This window comes from Stieleria magnilauensis (genome assembly GCA_007753675.1).
Taxonomy (GTDB): domain Bacteria; phylum Planctomycetota; class Planctomycetia; order Pirellulales; family Pirellulaceae; genus Stieleria; species Stieleria magnilauensis.
Window position 1 is genome coordinate 10,343,762 of the sequence record CP036432.1, and the last position, 19,146, is coordinate 10,362,907.

At 59.4% G+C, this 19,146-nt stretch carries 13 protein-coding genes; 9 read left to right on the top strand and 4 right to left on the bottom strand.

Translation table 11 applies throughout. From position 1 onward, the window contains the following. Nucleotides 1-114 precede the first annotated feature (114 nt). The 8 genes from TBK1r_RS36605 to TBK1r_RS36640 all read left to right on the top strand — a co-directional run bounded on the left by TBK1r_RS36605 (nucleotide 115) and on the right by TBK1r_RS36640 (nucleotide 11,484). Nucleotides 115-1,491: a sulfatase family protein gene (locus TBK1r_RS36605; RefSeq protein WP_145221149.1), complete on the top strand. Its 1,377-nt coding sequence runs from the start codon at nucleotides 115-117 to the stop codon at nucleotides 1,489-1,491. A 103-nt stretch (nucleotides 1,492-1,594) separates the two neighbouring features. Further along, nucleotides 1,595-1,984 carry an EF-hand domain-containing protein gene (locus TBK1r_RS36610; RefSeq protein ID WP_145221152.1) on the top strand — a complete coding sequence of 130 codons (390 nt, stop codon included), beginning with the start codon at nucleotides 1,595-1,597 and terminating at the stop codon, nucleotides 1,982-1,984. A 438-nt stretch (nucleotides 1,985-2,422) separates the two neighbouring features. Beyond that, a complete protein-coding gene (locus TBK1r_RS36615; RefSeq protein ID WP_145221155.1) occupies nucleotides 2,423-3,667 on the top strand; it encodes a metallophosphoesterase family protein in 1,245 nt (414 codons plus the stop codon). Beyond that, nucleotides 3,664-7,542, top strand: a complete 3,879-nt coding sequence (locus TBK1r_RS36620; protein WP_145221158.1) for an AAA family ATPase — start codon at nucleotides 3,664-3,666, stop codon at nucleotides 7,540-7,542. Before TBK1r_RS36615 ends, TBK1r_RS36620 begins: the two co-directional genes overlap by 4 nt. A gap of 247 nt (nucleotides 7,543-7,789) precedes the next feature. Further along, complete coding sequence (locus tag TBK1r_RS36625) at nucleotides 7,790-8,290, top strand: pilus assembly FimT family protein (protein ID WP_419580744.1); 501 nt, start codon at nucleotides 7,790-7,792, stop codon at nucleotides 8,288-8,290. A 7-nt stretch (nucleotides 8,291-8,297) separates the two neighbouring features. Continuing rightward, a complete protein-coding gene (locus TBK1r_RS36630; protein WP_419580745.1) occupies nucleotides 8,298-9,488 on the top strand; it encodes a prepilin-type N-terminal cleavage/methylation domain-containing protein in 1,191 nt (396 codons plus the stop codon). Next, nucleotides 9,481-10,128 (top strand): hypothetical protein, encoded by a 648-nt coding sequence (locus TBK1r_RS36635; RefSeq protein WP_145221168.1) that lies wholly within the window; start codon nucleotides 9,481-9,483, stop codon nucleotides 10,126-10,128. Before TBK1r_RS36630 ends, TBK1r_RS36635 begins: the two co-directional genes overlap by 8 nt. 12 nt (nucleotides 10,129-10,140) lie before the next feature. Beyond that, nucleotides 10,141-11,484 carry a hypothetical protein gene (locus TBK1r_RS36640; RefSeq protein ID WP_145221171.1) on the top strand — a complete coding sequence of 448 codons (1,344 nt, stop codon included), beginning with the start codon at nucleotides 10,141-10,143 and terminating at the stop codon, nucleotides 11,482-11,484. 176 nt (nucleotides 11,485-11,660) lie between these two features. Here TBK1r_RS36640 and TBK1r_RS36645 read toward each other — a convergent pair whose 3' ends face one another. The 4 genes from TBK1r_RS36645 to TBK1r_RS36660 all read right to left on the bottom strand — a co-directional run bounded on the left by TBK1r_RS36645 (nucleotide 11,661) and on the right by TBK1r_RS36660 (nucleotide 16,870). Continuing rightward, entirely contained in the window at nucleotides 11,661-13,355 is a 1,695-nt protein-coding gene (locus TBK1r_RS36645) for a hypothetical protein (RefSeq protein ID WP_145221175.1), read from the bottom strand. 270 nt (nucleotides 13,356-13,625) lie between these two features. Further along, nucleotides 13,626-14,192, bottom strand: coding sequence for a DinB family protein (locus TBK1r_RS36650; RefSeq protein WP_419580746.1), 567 nt, complete (start codon nucleotides 14,190-14,192; stop codon nucleotides 13,626-13,628). Between the two features lie 269 nt (nucleotides 14,193-14,461). Beyond that, nucleotides 14,462-16,171 carry an IS1182 family transposase gene (locus TBK1r_RS36655; protein ID WP_419580133.1) on the bottom strand — a complete coding sequence of 570 codons (1,710 nt, stop codon included), beginning with the start codon at nucleotides 16,169-16,171 and terminating at the stop codon, nucleotides 14,462-14,464. Nucleotides 16,172-16,369: 198 nt separating this feature from the next. Continuing rightward, on the bottom strand, nucleotides 16,370-16,870 hold the full coding sequence (locus TBK1r_RS36660) for a hypothetical protein (RefSeq protein WP_419580747.1): 501 nt from the start codon (nucleotides 16,868-16,870) through the stop codon (nucleotides 16,370-16,372). A gap of 189 nt (nucleotides 16,871-17,059) precedes the next feature. Here TBK1r_RS36660 and TBK1r_RS36665 point away from each other — a divergent pair, with 189 nt between their 5' ends. Beyond that, a complete protein-coding gene (locus tag TBK1r_RS36665) occupies nucleotides 17,060-19,111 on the top strand; it encodes an efflux RND transporter periplasmic adaptor subunit (RefSeq protein WP_145221180.1) in 2,052 nt (683 codons plus the stop codon). Nucleotides 19,112-19,146: the final 35 nt, after the last annotated feature.

A 19,146-nucleotide genomic window follows, 5' to 3' on the forward strand; every position in this document is an offset into this window, starting at 1 on the left:
CGATGAATGCCCACAGGCACCGATCAACCGCACCATCGCGGCCCGCCACACAGCAGATTCGCACGGTAGAATGGGGCATTGCCGACTTGCACCTCACGTCGATCGAGATCACGAATGCTACGTTTGATTCCTCTGCTTGCTGTTCTTTGCTGCGGTGTTTGGCCTTCATGGGCCAGCGCCAAACAGCCCGACATCATCTTGGTCATGGCCGATGACATCGGCATTGAAGGACTGGGTTGTTACGGGGGTGTGTCCTATCGAACACCGAATTTGGATCGGATGGCGGCCGCCGGCGTCAGGTTCACCCACGCCTACTCGCAGCCGCTGTGTACGCCGACGCGAGTGGAATTGATGACCGGCAAAGACAACCATCGCAACTGGACCTACTTCGGGATCCTCGATCCGCGCGAACGCACATTCGGTCACGCGATGACCGATGCCGGATACGCGACCGGGATCTTCGGCAAGTGGCAATTGCAGTCGTACGATCCACCCGATCTGCCGGGCGCGGAGGCCAGACGCGGCAAAGGCATGCATCCCAAAGACGCGGGTTTCGATGAGTACGCGTTGTTCCATGCCCTGCATACCGAAGACAAGGGGTCTCGCTACGCCAACCCGACGATGCTGGAAGGCCGGCGCGGCAGCGACGGAACCCTCAAGACGTACCGCGGCCGCTACGGCGAAGATGTTTGGGTCGAAAAAATCATGGCCTTTATGGACACCAAGACCGACAAGCCGAAGTTTGTCTACTACCCGATGGCGCTGCCCCACTGGCCGTTCGTGCCGACGCCCCACTCGGCCGACTGGGACCCCGACAAACCGCAACAGGAACATCTGCGTTACGGAAGCGACATGATCGAATACATGGACACGACGATGGGAACTTTGTTGCAAGGGTTGCGTCAGCGGAATCTCGCACGAGAAACGATCGTGATCTTTTACAGCGACAACGGCACCCACCTGAAAGTCACCTCGAAAATGAAAGATGGCCGTTCGATCCCTGGTGGCAAAGCGATGCCGACCCAAACCGGGATCCACGTGCCGCTGATCGTGCATTGCCCAGACCGCTACAAACCCGCGGTCGTCGATGGCATCGTCGAAGCCTCGGATTTTTACCCGACACTGCTGGAGTTGGCCGGAGCCGAAAAACAACCGGGCAAGCACCTGGACGGGATCAGTTTTGTGCCCCAATTGGTCGGTCAGCCGACGCCACGCCGGGACGCAGCGTTCTTCTGGTATGACCCTCGTCCGGGCTGGGACAAAGAAAAATTCAGCCGGCATGTGTTCGCGCTCAACAAGACCCACAAGCTGTTCCGCGATGGACGGTTGTTTCGTATCGGTGAGCTGCCCCTAAAAGAAACGTTGGTTCAGCAAGACGACGACAAAGATCGTGCGGCGCGAACTCAGTTGCAAGCTGTGATCGATCAGGCGATGGCAGGTACCAACGAACCGCCACTGGTCGATGCTTACGGCAAGCGACTAGACAAGTGATCCACTGCCCGATTGGCAGGCGAAACTCCGGGCATCAAGCGGGGCTGGAAGCAAACGCCCCGAAAGCGATTCACCCCCAAGCGAGAATGATGATCCCAAAAGCGTGCTACCACTGGTCGACATTGTCGGATCTTCCACCGAAGCCACGTTGCCGCTGTTGATGGAACTCGCCAACAGCGAAGATCCCGAAGTCGCGGTCTGGGCGATGACTTGGATTCCAAACTTGATGGAACAGGTACGCAAGTTGAATCAACAAGCGCGCCAACTGGCCGAGCGACAGAAGCTGGGCGTGGAAGGCCTGGACTCCAAAATGGTGGAGTACGCCAGACGCATCATCGCCCGCTACGACGTCGATGGTGACCAGGAATTGACGTCGGCAGAATACGAGAAAATGCTGCAATCGCCCGAAGTCGCTGATGCCGACGGGAATGGACGCGTCAGCATCGGCGAATACGCGACGTGGCTCCAGGCCCGTTCCAGACGCCGGCAATGACGGGTCGATCACCGGCACCCTCGCCCCAGAGACCCTCGCTTCGCTCGACCCTCCCTGCCAGGGAGGGTTTCGTCATTGGTGTAAACACCAACTCATGTTTTGACCAACCCATTTTTTGACCTTTCTTCCCCACGCCGCCGCTCACCGCCCGCTCGCAAGTATTGCTAGCAATTCCGCGCCCCGAATGTTTCACGGAATTGCCCCCAGAGTGCGGGAAACTGGATTGGTGATTTTTTCGTCGTTTCGCTAAACTCGCAGCACCGCGCGGCCGAAGGGCCTGGTTTGTTTCACAAATCGGGCTGGGAAATAGGGCGAACACGTTGTTCGTCTTCGCCGCGGTCACGGGATTGATGAGGGAGCATCAACGAAGGCTACGAGAGTCTTCCGCTCCATTGATCAATGAAGCGAACACGCTGCAAGCGTTAACGGAGGGAACCGATGCCGGGCGAATCTTTTCGATTCATCCACGCCAGTGATTTTCACTTGGAAAGTCCACTCGGTGATTTGGATGAGCTGCCCCCGCCGCTGCGCGATCAAATGGCCACCGCGCCGCACGAAGCCGTCAAGGCGGTGTTTGAGGCTGCGCTCTCCAACAACATTGATTTCGTCGTGTTATCCGGCGACCTGCTCAATCCCCAGGCCGCCGGGCCGTACGGAATGAACCTGTTGTTGGAGCAGTTTGAAAAACTGGCCGCTGCCGACACGCCGGTGTATTGGGCGGCGGGCACCGTCGATGATCCACAGAAGTGGCCCGAAGCGGTGGTGATTCCGCCCAACGTGACGCTGTTTCCCAAGGACCGCGCGACCGACGTCAACGTCGTACGCGGCGGGCGGACGATCTGTCGTCTGATCGGCCGCGGCAGTGACGGCCGCGCCTCGCTGCACATCCCGGGGTTTGAATGCGAGGCCGCCGAGGAATTCGCGATCGGAGTCGGCCACGGCGATGCATCGCTGGAGATGCTGGAGGAGGCTCGATTCGATTTTTGGTGCCTCGGCGGTAAACACAATCGCCTGGAACTGGAATCCGATGGCGAAATCCGAGCGGTCTACAGCGGTTCACCGCAGGGTCGGTCGTTGAGCGAACCCGGTTCGCACGGCTTTTCCATCATCGACGTCGACGCCGAACGAAATGTTCGTGTCAGCGAAATGCCGGCCGATCAGTTCCGCTACTGCAACGTCCGCCTGAGGGCCGACGAAATTGCCGCGGTCGGCAGCATCCAAAACTTGCTCGGCGAACGGATCGTGCGCTTGCAACACGAAGCCGGTGGCCGACACCTGATCATCGGCTGGGACATCACCGCCGACAGCGGCGAGTCGTTGATCGAGATCGGCGACGGCGAGGCGTTACTGGATTGGGTGCGTCACGAATACGGGCACGGGGCGCCGGCCGCCTGGTCTACGTCGCTGCGAATCCGTCCGCCCCAACAGTACCCCAAGTCGTGGCACGAGGAAGACACGATTTTGGGTGACTATCTGCGGATTGCCGCCGAGCATCGCAAGCCCGAAAGCACGGCGACCAATCTGTTACCGATGACCGAAGAACATCCGGGACTGCCGGCAAGCACGACGACGCTGCTGGCCGAAATTCCACAGACGCGTCGAATCGAAACGTTGGACCAAGCGACGCTGTTGGGCGTCGAACTGCTCCGTGGCGGCAAGCCAAATTGGGTGAACAAATCATGAAAGTCAAAGACCTGAATATCGATGGCTTCGGCGTTTGGACCGGGCTGAGCATCGATTCATTACCGGACGGCATGACGTTGTTTTACGGGCCGAACGAGGCCGGCAAGACGACCGTGATGCAATTCCTGCGGTCGATGCTGTACGGATTCACGGCCGAACGTCGCGACAAGTATCTGCCGCCGATCTATGGCGGAACGCCCGGCGGCGCGATTCGTGTCACCGGCCCGGGCGGCGGCTATCAAATCCGACGCCACGCCAAGATGACCGACGAAAACGTGGTCGGCCAGCTGGCGGTCACCGGGCAAGACGGCCTGGCACAAGGCCAGCACCGGTTGAGCATGCTGCTCGGCCAGATCGACGAACCGATCTTCACCAACGTGTTCGCGATCGGCATGCGCGAATTGCAAGAGCTCAATACGCTCGATGACACCGCCGCGGCGGACGAGTTGTACAAGCTTTCCAGTGGACTCGATCGCGTCTCGCTGGTCGACGTGATTCGATCGTTGCGCGACGGCCGCAAATCCCTGGTCGGTCATGCTTCCCAAAACTCTAAAGCCGATGCCGACAAACTGGAAGCCTTGCTTCGACGGCGAGAAGGCTTGCGGGACGAAGTCCAGCGATTGACCGGCCAGAGTCGGCGTTGGAGCGAACTGGCCAGCCTGCGACAAACCCAGCAGAAAGAAATCAGCGATCTGGCGGCGCGGATCACGGCCTGGGAACGCGAAGCGCGACACGTCGAAGCGGCGATCAGCGTTTTCGACCAATGGACCGATCGAACCCGCATCGCCGGTGAAATCGCGGCGATCGAAGCCGAGACGCATCTGCCCGACGAAGCACCGGGCCAACTGGTGCAAATCGAAGCGATGATTCAAGATCGTCGCGGCAAGTTGGAAGAGGTGAAGGCGAAACGCCGCTCGCTGCGCGAGAAAGCGGCGCAGCTGCCCGTCAGCGCGCGAATGTTAGACCTGCAAGGCCGCATCGAAGCGGCGACCGAACAGGCGACGTGGGTCGAAGCCTTAGAAGAGCAACTCGAAAAGGTCGACACGCAAATCCTGAAAGCCCGCAATCAACTGATCGCGGACGCCGAGCAATTGGGGCTCAGCGAGGAAGACCGCGACGCGCTGCTCAATGGCGACGCGTCGCAGATGCCCGACCTGTCACGCCAAACGCTGGCTGCCCTCGCCGGACCGGCCAAACGCGTCAAAGAGCAACTGTTCCTGCTCAAACAGGCGCGGGGCGAAGGCGTCGAACACAAGAAACGCATGGAGCACTTCGACGAAGAACTCGGCGAAGTCCTGCAACGCACCCGGGCCACGGATCTGCAGCAGGCGATCCGTCAGGAAAATGAGCACCTGGCTTCGCTCCGCCGTGCGCTGCAACTGGGCGAACACATTGACAAACTGAAACGGCACTATCGATCGCTTGAAAACGAATCGGTCGACCTGTCGACCGCCGAGGTCTTGCCGATCGACAGTCTGCTGTTGATGGGGCTGCCGTTTGTCGTCGGCGGTTGTTGCCTGATCGTGGCGTTTTCCCATTTCCTGGGGATCAACTGGTTCTTGGCGGGCGAGCCGACGCCGACCGCCGGCATGGTCTGGATGCTGTTCGGGTTGATGTCCATCACGCTGTATTTCTTCAGCAAACAAAACAATCATCGCTCCACGGCCATCGACCGTGAAGATTGTGACCGTCAAATCGACATGCTGAGAAAGCAGATCCGTGAGCTGGAAGCCGAACAGGACGATGTCGAATCGGAGCTGCCCGGCAGCACCCAACCGATCGAATTTCGCGTCCGCCAGGCCGAACTGCTGCTCAACGATCTGGAAGCAAGCATGCCGTCCTACCATTCCCACGCCGCAGCCAAACAGGCCTATGAAACGTCGCGGGCCAAGGCGGTCAAAGCGGCCGAGCAGCTGAAAGCCGCCCGCCGCGAGTGGTCGGCCACGCTCCGAAAACTCGGGCTCGCCGAATCGATGTCACCCCGCAGTGTCCGCAAGCTGAGCGAAGGATACGAAACGCTGCAAGGCAGTCTGCGGCGACTGGAAGAATTGCAGAGCGAGAAGGATCAACGCCAGCGGGAACGCCAAGGCATCGCCAAACGGATCGAATCGCTTTATCTGGAATCGCTCGAAATCAGCGATCAAGATCAGCAGCGCGCCACGGGCGAACCGACCGGCGGCGACAAGGGTTCCCAAGACGCCTCAACCACCCGCGCGGCCGACACGACGCCGCCCTCGGAACACGCGCTGCGACGTGCCAGTCGCGTCGGTCCGCTGGAACAGCTCAACCACCTGCAAGAAGAGGTCCAGCGACAACGGCATTGGATCAAACGTCGTCGCGACCTCAAGGAACAGGATGCACAGCTCAAACGACAGCACGCTTCTTATTCCCGGGCGATCGAACGCGGCGAACAACAACGCCGCGCCCTGTGGGCCAAGTGCGGTGTCGCGACGCCCGAACAGTTCTATCAAATGGTCGACAGCAAGGCCAGTTTGGCCCAGCTGAAGGATCAACACGCCGCGGTCGATAAACAAATCCGCTCCATGGTCACCGGCAACCTCTCCTATGACGCGGTGAAACAAGAAATCGAAGGCGTGACCCAAGCCGACCTGGAACGCAAATGGGAATCGCTGACCTCGCGAACGGCCGAAACGCAACAGCGAATCGCGACCCTGCAAACCCAGATCGGTGAATGCGCCGCCGACATGAAACACCTGGCCGACGACAATCGTCTGATGGTCGCGCAACTGGAACTCGGCTGCATCAATCGAAAGATCCAAACGCTGGCACAGCGCTGGCAAACTCTGGCCACCGCAAGTTGCTTGGTCGAAGAGGTGTGCGGCAAATTTGAACGCGAACGCCAACCCGAAACGTTGCGAGAAGCGTCGTCGTTCTTGGCCCAATTGACCGACGGAAAATACACGCGGATTTGGACCCCGTTGGGCACGAACCAACTGAACATCGACGGCGCCGACGGCAACCCCATCTCACTGGAAGTGCTCAGCCGGGGAACACGCGAAGCCGTCTTCATCGCGCTGCGTCTGTCGCTGGCCGCGGCCTACGCGCGACGCGGTGTGATGTTGCCCCTGATCCTCGACGACGTGCTGGTCAACTTCGACGGCGATCGCGCCCTGCACGCCGCCGAGACGCTCAAAACGTTTGCCGAACTGGGACACCAGGTGATGATGTTCACCTGCCACGACCACATCGTGGACATTTTCCATTCGATCGATGTCGAAGTCCGCCAACTGCCGCCCCAAGGCGTCCCCGGCCGGGCCACGATCTTGATGCCGGAAGCAGACGAACAATACGACGAAGAAGACTTCGAAGACGAAGACGTTCCGCAGCAGGAGTATGACGAGGCCGACGAGGAACCGGCCGAAGAAGTCTATGCCGAGGTCGAAGCGCAGGAACCGGAACAGCCCGTCGCAGTTGAACCCCAGCCTGAACCCGAGCCGGTTGCCCAACCCGAACCCGTCGTGGCAGAAGAGCCGCCAACCCAACCTCAACCAGCAGCCAAGCCCCAACCGGTGGCCAAAGCTGTCGAGAAACCCCGACCGCCCGTCGAGCGCAAGCCCAAACCCGTGGTCAAGAAGGTTTACATCGAGGACGAGCCAGACGAGTACGAGGATGACGACAGCGAGATCGACGAACGGCCGGTCGCTCCCTCACCCTCGATCGGTTGGGCGTGGTTCCAGCGTGAACCGGCCGACGGACGCATCAGCACCGAGGAGCGTGCCGCCGAAACGCTGCGTGCCGCCCACCGCGCCGTCAACGCCGAGCTGTTTGAAGGCGAAGCGGCTCAGGAAGACATTCCCGAGGAAGTGTGGAACCGTAACGATGCCTGGTGGGACGGCAGCCGCGTGACGACCTAACCGGACCGTCAGCCGCGGGCGACTCACCCGCGCGGCGGATCGTTTGCAACGATCAGTCGGATCGTCGCAATCATCCGGGGGAGTCCCTGGGTAAACAAAGCGGAGTTGTGGGACAAGAAACCGGTCGGTGGTGTCAGTCGCTGACGTAGGTTTTTCTATCCGTCGGGGCCGGTCCGGTCACCGATCGGTCGTCCCCGCTTTCGTCCCCGTCTGCCCTCCGATATTGATGCATCGCTCTCGACGTGCAATGACGTTCGTTGAACTGACCGTGGTCGTCACGATCATGGGGCTGTTGGCGGTGCTTGGGGTGCCGCGTTTCGCCAGGGCACTGCACGCACGCAACGCGCGTCACGCGGCGATCCAGTTGGCCAGCTATGTCGACTACGTTCGCAACACCGCGATCAATGAAGGCCGATCGACGACGCTTTCGGTCGACGCGACCGGCGATCGGTTTTGGAGTCCCGATGTGGAGTTCCCCGACCAGGCCGGGGTGCCGCTGTCGGTATTGATCAAAGATCGGTTCGACGCCAGCTTGGAAATCAAGGCATCGTTTGATTCGGCGACCTCGGTCAGCTTCGACCTGGAAGGCACCCCCAACGTCGGCGGAACTCCGCTCAGCAACGGTGTCATCACCATCGGCACACGGGCGATCGCTTACGAGATACACATCGCTGTGGGGCCGGGAAGTGCAACCATCACGGAAGTCGACGATCCAGACGTGGATGCGTTTTCGAGCCCCGATGAGTAGCGTACCGGTGAGTCACAATTCAAGTCAGTCGCAAGCGATGTCGCCGATCAGTTCGGCGTCCCGCATGACAGAGCACCGCGTGGGGCGATCGGTTGCTCGGGCCGGCGCGCGTCTGCCGAGCGTCTGCGGGTCGAGCCGACCGGTTCACGATCGGGGCGGATACACGCTGATCGAAATGATTGCCGCGATGGCGGCGGCAAGCTTGCTGATGCTCGGCCTGGCCACGTCCGTCGTGATTTCGACTTCGTTGGTCGAGCCCAAGAATGAAGATGGCGATCGGAGCCGGGATCGCGTGATCATGGATCGCCTGCAACACGACCTGCGTTACGCGACGAACATCGACAGCACGAGCGGGTACGGCGTTTCCATCGAACGACCGGACTTGTCGAACCAACCCCAGTCGCTGCAATACGAATCGTACATGGACGGCTTGATGCGCAACGTCAGCGGAGGCGCGAGCACGCAACTCGACCCGCTGGCCCCCACGGTCAATCACTACGTCGACGGGTACACCGCACCGACGTCCAACCTCAATTCGTTGCGTCCGCGGATTCGCGACGTTTCGACAGCCGTGACCAGCGGAGGCTCGGCTTCGTCGCTGACAATCCAGATTCCCGACGGCGCGCGGCCCGGTGATTTATTGCTGCTGGTCGTGTCGTCTCGAAATGCATTCTATGTCAACACGTCGCCAAGTGGCTGGCAGCCTTTGTTCCTCGCCTACAACGCTGGAATCGTACTGGACGTGCACGGCCAATGGATGAGCACGTCAACACCGGACACCTACTTGCTGAGTTTCTTTTGGGGCGGCGACGTGGTGGCGGCCGTGCTCGCCATCGAACACGCCAACGGATCCTGGCCCTTCGGATGGTCCGGGTCCAGCTTCGGCACCTCGATCAACGGAAGCACCTCGACCTATCCCCGGCCGCTCGAAAATACCGACACGATTGGTGAGCGGACGTTGAACTTGCAATTCATTGCTTCGACCGGTGCGCCATCGCCCCAAACATCCTTAGGCATCGCGTCGTTCAGCGAGTGTGTCAACGAAGTCGGCTCGCCGGGCACAAGCGGTGAATGTAGCCTGGGCATCGCCTTTCGCACCGGACCGATGCCCGCCATGGCGATCACGCCGCACGTGCTCCATCAGCAATCGTCAAGCTGGACCACGATCGCGATCGAAGTGGAGGGAGAAAGTGAGTAGACCACGAGTAGCGAACGACGAACGTCGCGGTGCCCGCCGAATCGGTTTATCGATGTTGGAAGTCATCGTCTCGCTGACCCTGGTCGCGACGATCATGCTGGTATCGCTCAACGCGTCGGCCAACATGATGCGAAACCGAGTCACCGCCGGGCAAGCCGTCCAAGGCCAGCTCTTGGCGGGCTATTATCTGGATGAGATCTCGTGCCTGGATTTCCGCGAGGCCTCTGACGATGCCGTGTTCGGTCCCGAACCCGGCGAATCGGCTTCGAACCGATCCTCGTTTGATGACGTCGACGACTTCGCGGGGTTTCACCAAGACACTCCGACGTTCCGCGATGGCGGCGCAATTCCTGATTTTGACGCGTGGACGGTTGACGTCAGCGTGATCCCGCTGAGCAGTTTCGGCAGTGGTTTTCAAATCGTCGCGGATACCAATTCGCAGTTTCGCATGGTGGCCGTCACCGTGACCGGCCCGGATATATCGTCGCAAACGTACCGGATGGTCAAGTCGATCACACCGTCGGATCGACCGGCGACGCAATCTTTTGAACGGCTGCGACGGGTCGAACTTCGATTCTCCGGCGATCGGCGGCTGAACGTCGTCGTGCCGCTTCGCAACACTCCGGCGCCCCTGTACTAGGATCCGCAATCGATGAATGCCGTTGCAAATGACCGATGCGGTCGACCGTTCCCCCGCGGCGTCCGTCATACCCGACGACGTCGACGTGATGCTCGGGGTGGCTACTTGTATGTCGCCGTGTTGTTCACCGCGTTGATCGTGGCCGGTGCGGTGGCGACCGCGCTGTCGTTGGACACCGCGCGGATCAAGTCACACAGCGCGGCAATGGACCGAGAATCCGCGATTCGATTGGCCGAGTCGGAACTGCATCGTGTCTCCATCCAGCTGTCCACCGATCCCTATTGGCGAGAGGACCTGACCAACGCGGCCGTGTCGGCTTGGATCAACTACGGCGCCATGGCCGGAGCCGCCAATGCGGCGGCTCGCTTCAGTGTCCGCGACGATGATGGCGATCTTTCCGATGAACTGTTTGACGATCTCCAGGTGATCGCGCACGCCAGATTCGGCTCCGCCCAAGCCGCCGTTTCGGTGGAATTGGAAACCGGGTTCGCGCCATTGGATTGGCTCCGTTACGGAGTCACCACGTTTGATGACCTTGAGTGCCATGACGGCGCGACGCTCGTCAGTGAACGACCCGTTCAAGTCTTCGACGATTGCCGGACCAATTCGATCGGCTACCTGACCACCGCGACCTTGGAATGCTCGGGAACGATCGGATTCCCCGTTCGCGGTGACATCGCCGTCAGCTCTGTTGCCGCCCCGGTGTTCGACGTGGTTGCGCGCTACCAGCAGAACGGAACCGAGATTCCCTACGACGCCCTGTCGACCTATGACGGCGTTCGGGCGATCGCATTGTCGGTCCTCTCCGCGAATTCCAATCCCTACGGCGAGACCGATCCCAATGGAATCTATTGGATCGACGCAGAAGGACAGGACGTTCGAATTGTCAATGCGCGACTCGTCGCCACATTGGCGATTCGCAATGCCGATCGCGTTTATTTAAACGGCGCGTTGGCTTGGGAAGCCCCCGGCGATTCGGGTGCCATCTTGGTCACCGACGCAGAGATTCGATTCGATGCGATCGAGCCGACGTTGGATGAAACCACTCTCGGAGCAAACTTCAATCCGCCGGCGACGCCCTATCGGGGTTTCGATGCCAACCTGACGTTTAGCGATCGAATTCCCACCGAGTTTCGCGGCATCGTTTACACCACCGACAATCTATTGGTCAGACCCACCGTCGACGGCGCCCCCCTGACACTCACCGGATTGATCCTCTGTCGCGACCTGAAACTCTACCACAACCTGTTCGTTCGGTCTTACGACGAAGTGCTGACCCACGTGCCATTCGGATTCGCCGATCCCCAACCGCTGCGATTCAAATCCGGAACCTTCCGCCGCGTCGACACCCTGTGACATGGTGTTGACGGCTACCTCTGCCTCGCCGGCTGTCAGTCCGATCACCAAATTGCCTGGCGGTCTAACGCACGCCCCCCGTCGATTGATCGATTTTGATGAAGGCGACGAGGGATCCTCTTCGTCAATCATGCCGTCTCTTGGACCCGTTTCGGTCTCAAGCGAAACGCTCCGTTTCATGCCCGCTGATTGACAATGCCACCTGGAAGAGACAGCACGGCTTCCAGTTCAGCGATCGCTTGAGAAGCGATTTCGCCTAGATTGTTGACCAACCCCTCCGAACCGAAGAACACGGCGTTGAATACGTCAGCGTTCTCACGAACCGATCGAGCGAGTTGGCTTCCATCACTGACACGCATGACTTGACTGCCTGCTGAATTCAAACTCAATCGAAGACTCGCTCCGATCCGAAAGGATTCTCCGTCAGCGACTGAGGCGATTGCCTGCCCGATGGTGCTCCGCAATCTATCGGCATAGCCACCCTCGAACCCTCCCTCGTCGACACCGGCATAGAGCCGATTGAGCCCCTCGGCGAGTTGCCGCAATTGACTGGCGAATGCCCTGGACGTACGTCGTCCGGGAGTCACACCCTGAGTCCGACTGACGACTTGCTCGATAGGCTCGAAGGTGCCTTCGGGAATTCCCAATGCATCCAGTAAGCCAGAAGAGTCGCTGCCAAGGTGCAACGCCTGCAACGGATCGGAAGAGCGGATTGAGAATTGCGACGCGAAATTGAGTCCGGATTGAACCCCCGCATCGGAGAAGTTGATTCGGTCAATCACTTGAGACAATGAATCTGTCTCGATATCTACCGCAACAACAGATGCATTCACGGAGAAGGAGCCACTTCGGACAGTCGAAAACGCCTCGACGTCTTCGAGCAAACGCCGCTGGCCAGGAACTTCATCGGTGCCGCCGACCGCAACGGCATCGTTGAGCTTGAACGCAGCAAGAAATCCGGAGGTGTCTGCCCCCAATGCAATCGTCGGCTCAGCTCCTAAAGTCTGGTGAGTTAAAACGACTCGCTCGGTCGCCGCATCGAACTGCGCCTGCACCCCTGCGCCAGATTCGCCGATTCGTTGCAAGACGGCATCCAGACTGTCATCGGAACTGACGGCAATCGAAACACCGTTGATTTCGAATTGACCGTCCGAAATCTCAAATCCACTTTCCAGCCACGGCGACTGCTCACGAATGCCATCGAAAGGGTTCTGCGGGCGAGGCGACTCTCCAATGCTATCGTCTACATCGACATCAAATGAATCTCCCACCTCGAATGACCCTGCGCTAAGATCCAGGGTCAGCCCATTCGACATTTCCAAGCTGATGTCCTGCGAAAAGGTCGGTAAAGCAAACTGATCGACGAGATCGCCCTGACCATCGCGAACCTCTAATTCCTTGTTCACCCCGAGTCCGCCTGCGGCGACAATCGAAAACGTCAGGGTATCCGTGCCGTTGCTGCCGTCGTAGATTCCACTGAGCGTCGCCTGACTTGTCGTTCCTCCGGAGAACTCAGGACCACGAGTCGAATACGAAGTGGGGGTCGTGTTGATTTGCTCCGTCGATGTCAATGTCGCCGCCGTTGCAGGCAGCGGGTCCAGCATAACAGGGTCGGCTGAGAGCACTTCAAACGCTCTCCATTGCGTGCCCGATGAGCCCGTCGTGGGCGTCGACCGCAGCGGCCCGGAACCGGAAAACGAATCGATCGCCTTTTTTAGGTGAATGACCGCACTGCGAAGCCGAACCAATTCAGAAGCCGGGCTACCAGAAAACGAATTGCCGCCACGGACCTCCGAAGGAACGACGTCAGGACTGCGGAAATTGATTCCAAAACCATTGGGGGCGACAAAAGAATTGGCTGCAATGCGCATGAAGTGCGAGCGCCTTCACCGCTGCTGGCGGTGTTTCGAGGAGGACTGACCGTATAAATCATTTTCAACCCCGTAAGCCAACGGTAGCTCGGACCCCGCCCCCCGCATGGCACATTTTCATTCCATTGAGTGACGGTTGGCAGACACGTCGCCAACCGTCACTCATTGAACACGGGCTGAGTAATCGTCACGCCACGGATCGAATGGCCAACGAGTGCCGGATTCCACTCTTTTTCCTCGCGTTGATCAATGTGAACACGCTGCTCGCATCTAGCGAACCGGATCAAGGCCGAGGGCGCGTCGTACCAGCCCGATCTGGCCGGCGTGAATGTGTTCGTGCAACGGGCAAAATAGAATCGCACCCAACTTGACCGGATAAGCGGCGTAGGGCATGTCGATCGGCTCGAGCAACACGTCCGGCGAAACCGATTCCAACACCTGCAGCCCTGATTCATAAACCCGGCCGAGACGCTCCAACAGCTCCTCGGGACTCGGTTGGCCCTCGGGATCCGACTTGGGTGTCGAGCCGCGTCCGTACGCTTTGCGGAATCGCCCCGGAATCAGGTCCAAGTCTTCGCTCTGCCGGCCTCGGATCCGGAACATCAACAGACCGTATTGGCTGACCGTCAGATGCCCGACTTGCCACGCGATATTCGTCGGCAAGCCAGCGGGAATCGTCAGCCATTGATCGTGCGGCGTCGCGTCGAGCAACTCGAGCGTGTAGTTGCGCGCGAATCGAATCTGCTCGATCGCTCCGGTCAACATTTCGCGGGCGGATTCGGGCGACGGCAGTGAAACGCTCGATGCCGACGTAGATTGATTTTCGGATTGGCTCATGCAGCGATCATAACAATTTCGATGGCCGCTTTCTCTACCCACCATTTCAGGCTACGCAGTGAAGCATTTATTCCCTGCGTTTGACGAGGTGTTAGCGGCAGGGCGCAAGCGGCCTGTCGATTTAGTTCCTGGGGACGGTTGATTCGATTTTGGTTCCGGACGAGGCTTTTATGGTGCTATGCGGGGCATCCAGAGTCGTTGGTAAGCGTGTTGACGGGATCGTGGCGTTCGCTTGTGGCGGATTTCGTTCGAAATGCCCCCTATCTCCCCTAGTTTGCTGTTCCGAGCGATTGTGTCGCCGCGGCGGCGCGCAGCTTCGCCAAGTAACTCATGATTTTCTTCAGATTGAATCCGGTCGCCGCCCAGCGCCATTCTTGATTCACACCTGCGATACCTCGAAGCAGGAATCGCCGCATATCAAGCGTGCTCTTGATCACGGCGAAAGGCGTTTCACCGAAATGCTGACGACGAGAGTAAGCCTCTTTGGCTGCAGGCGTTTCCATTCGCGCACGCTGCCGACGTCGCGCTCCTTCATGCTCATCATGCATCGTCTCGCGACCACGTGGCGGGCCAGGCTTGCGACCACGTCGCTTGCCCGCTCGCTTGTCCGACGAGGTCGCTTCGCTGGACTCCTGGGACGATGCCTCGCTGCTGCTTGCCTCGTCTTTTGGCTTCACGTTCTTGCGACAACGCCCAGCCAGCGTGCAGCCCTCGCATTCAAAACAGGTGTAAACCTTTCGCTGCACCGGAGAGCCGTCGCCATGCGTCGTGTTCTCGGTCGTCCGATGTGAAAGCACTTTGCCTGCCGGGCAGTAATAGCAGTCGTTCGCTTCGTCGTACACAAACGCTGCTTTGTCAAATCGTTTGGTTTGTGGATTAACCGGCAACTGATCAATCTGATCGGCGGCAACGGGCTCAGTCAAATCCGAACGCTCGGCAGGGTTGTTCTCGCGATTGGTTTCGGCAAGCGGGCCAATCAGTTCGATCTGTTTTTCCTCAGCCGCAGTGAGGTTTTTGCCCGTCGTGTAAGCCGAGTCAGCCATGACTCGCTTAATGTCAATTCCAAAGTCGTTGGCCACACAGTCGACGATGGTGGCAAATTCGTGGTGTTCGACGTTGCCGATCAAGACGTCCGCCGCAACGATCAGGCCGCTCTGCGTTTCGGTCGTCGCCATCGGAGTAAAGTTGGCTGCGTAACCACCCTCCTTATTGGGAAGAATGCGACTGTCCGTGTCAGTCTTGGGTAACTGGGCGGGGCCCTTCGTCCCATTTTTCCTGCGGACTTCGTCCATCGCATTGACCGTCTCCAGATGAGCGGCCAGTTGTGAGCGGCGTGACTTCAAGTTGGCGACGGCGGCGGGGAGGCGGTCCGCCGAAACGTCCTGGCCGATGAGATCTTCGTCGCATGCGTCGTTGACTTCGAAGGTTTCCAGGGCCTCATCAATTTGCGCGTCAAGTTCTTCGAGTGCTTTGGCTAATCGTTTGGCCGTCCAAGTCTTGTATTTGTTGGCGTCAGCCAGGATGCGTGTGCCGTCGATGCACAGTTCCGAGAGATTGGCGATCCCCAGGTTGATCGCCAGCTTGACCATTTGTTTGAAGATGCCTTTGACTGCATCACTATTGTTTCGGCGGAAGTCGCTGATCGTGCTGTGATCGATGCGGCGACCGCTGCTAAGCCAGATAAAATCGATCGAATGCTTGAGTTCGTATTCAATGTTCCGGCTGGATCGGATTCGCCGAATCATGGCAAACAGCAGGATCTTTGCCATTACGCTGGGATGGATCGGCGGCTGACCGAATCCGCCGTTGTAGGCCGCCTCCCAATCAGTCCAGTCCATCTGATCGAGAATCTCGTCGACCAAGCGAACGGGATGATCCTGAGGGATGAGTTCCTCCAGGGCGGTGGGAATGAGGACCAGTTGCCCGCGTGGTGTAGGAGCTTCCTGCCAATAGCTGGTCTTGGGTTGTCTCTGGCTCACTGGGCAAGCCTCCCTGCGTGAGAAGTGAATCGCGACGACGATCCGCCAAGAATAGCAAACATCGTGACGATGCCTACTAAGCCACCTCCCCTCGTTTTGTGGATACACTAAACCGACAGGCCGCAAGCCCAATACCGCTAAAAAATGCTTCACAGCGTTGCATTTCAGGGTCACAGAACTCGCCACCCGCATTGCGATTCAGCCCGCTTTCTGTTCCCCACGGGGTCTGCGGGCCGGTTTGGCAACCAGTCGGATTTCGGGCATCAAGACCCGGCCGCCGTGAAACGTGCGACGCCCGTCGATCGTGTGATCGAACACGAACACACCGGCCGCCGCCCCCGCACGCGGCGAGACCCGCAGGATCGCCGGATGCCCGCAATGCGTGCAACGCACTCGCAAACCGTGTGCGTCAAGCATCTCTTGGATCGACCGGGCCAATTCGCGATTTGCTTCCATGCTGCCCAACGTCCGTCCGCTCATCTGTGCCAGTTGGGCCTGGATGGCGAGGCGGATCTCTCGTTGCAGACGGTTCATTTCTCGCTTCAGCTCGGCCAACATCGCCGTTGCGACAGCCGCGCCGGAACCATCCTCCTGGGTTATTTCCCCACCACCCCGGCAGGCGTTTTCCGCCTCCTGCTCCTCGTTGGGCGGCGACGGAATCGGGGGATCGGCGTTCGGTGGTCTTTGCGGAGCGTTCATTTCAGTGGACAATCATATACAAACTGTATATGATGTCGAGTCGAATCGCCAAAACCGGTACACGACGCCCCCGCTGGCGAGCATTCGCGTGGCATCGTTCAGGTCAACATGGAAACGGCTCCTAAGATTTACTACTGTCGCCTGATCCCCAGTCCTTTGTCCTTTTTCATCGCAGACCCCTCCTGATCCATGTCGGTTAATCAGCAAACCGTTGAAGAAACCAAGGCGCAGATTCGCGGCTTGGTGAACGAGATCGCGGCGCTCGCCAAGAGCGGCGCGACCGCCGAGGAGTTTTATCCGGAGCTTCTCAGCCGGATCATCACGGCCCTGGCCGCCGCCGGCGGTGCGATCTGGCTGCTCGACGACGACAAACAGCTCAAGCTGCAGTACCAGATCAACGCCGAGCCGTCGATTTTGGCCAGCGACACCGATGATGCGGTGCGTCACTCGCGGCTGATCGGCCGCGCCGCCAATGCCGGCCAATCGGTGCTCGTTCCGCCCTACAGCGGCACGACCGATGGCGACGCTGAGGGCAACCCGACACGTTATTTATTGGTGCTCGGTGCGCTCGCACACGATGGTCACAAGGACGGATTGATCGAGGTCTTTCAGCGACCGGACACGGCGCCGGAAACCCAGCGTGGTTACTTGCGTTTTCTCGAGCAGATGTGCTCCTTGGCGGCGGAATGGTTGCGCAGCCAAAAGCTGCAGACGCTCGGCGATCGTCAAACGCTCTGGCAACAAGCCGACGCCTTCGCGCGGGCGGCCCATGAATCGTTGGACTTGAAAGAAACAGCCTACGTGGTTGCCAACGAAGGTCGCCGCTTGATCGGCTGCGACCGAGTCAGCGTGGCGATCAAGAAAGGCGGCAAGTGCAAAGTCGAGGCGATCAGCGGTCAGGACACGATCGAAAACCGGTCCAACATCGTTGCCGCCCTGAACAAGCTGGCCACGCGCGTCTGCGCCGCCGGCGAGCCGCTCTATCACGACGGTGCGACCGAAGACCTGCCGCCCCAAATCGAAGAAGCGCTGGAAGATTACGTCGACCAATCCTACGGCCGAAACATCGCCGTGCTGCCGCTGCGTGAACCGCAGCGCAAACTCGGCGCCGAGGAAGACTCCGGTGCGGCCGGTGAAATCGACCGCGACGACGCGCACCGCGGCGAAGTCATCGGCGCACTCATCGTCGAACAGATCGAGACCGACATTCCCGAACAGATTTTCCGTCAACGTTGCGACTTGGTGTACGAACACGGGACGCGCGCGATCGCAAACTCCCAATCGCACAGCAACCTGTTTTTGATGCCGATTTGGCGAGCGCTGGGCCGCGCGACGTGGATCTTGCGTGCCCGAACGCTTCCCAAAACCATCGGCATCGCCGCGTTGGTCCTGGCCGTGATTCTGGGCCTGACCTTTATCCAGAAGGACTTCAATCTTTCCGCCGAAGGCAACTTGGAACCCACCGTTCGCCGACAGGTGTTCGCCGCGATCGATGGTGAAGTCATCGATGTCTTGGTTCAACGCAACAGCAAGGTCACCAAGGGGCAAGAGTTGGTCCGGCTCCGCAACCCCGAGATCGCCATCCAGTTGGAAGAACTCGAAGGCCAGCTGCGCAGCACGTTGGCAGAATTGAGGAAGGTCAAGGGCCAGCAATTCGGTCAACTCGAACCCGCCGACCGAACGGCACTACAGGGCCAGGAGTTCGAGCTGGAAACCAAACTCACCTCGTTGCAACAGAAGCTGAAACTGCAACGCGAGCGGGAATCGCAATTGACGATCCGCGCCCCGATCGACGGCGTCGTGACCACCTGGGATGTGGAAGAAACACTTCGCAGTCGACCGATCATGACCGGTCAGGTGCTGCTGGAAATCGCCGATCTGACACAGCCTTATTCGCTGGAGCTGCAGTTACCGGAAAAGCGCGAGGGGCACTTGGACGCCTACGTCATGGAAACCAAAGAAACCGAGTCGCTCAAAGTGACCTACATTTTGGCGACCGACCCGACGATGGATCCGCTCGACGCCACCTTGCCGATGAACAGCATCTCGCCCCGCGCCGAGGCGCACGAGGAGCACGGCGCGGTCATCGAGATGGAAGCGCTGCCGGATCAAGAACCCTTGAGAGCACTGAAACCCAGTCCGGGAGCCTCGGTGATCGCCAAAATCCACTGCGGTCGGGCCTCCAGCGGGTTCGTCTTTTTCCACGAGATCTGGGAATGGCTTTGCAAGTTCTTCTTCTGATCCCACGACGCATCATCTGTTCGACTCCTCAATCA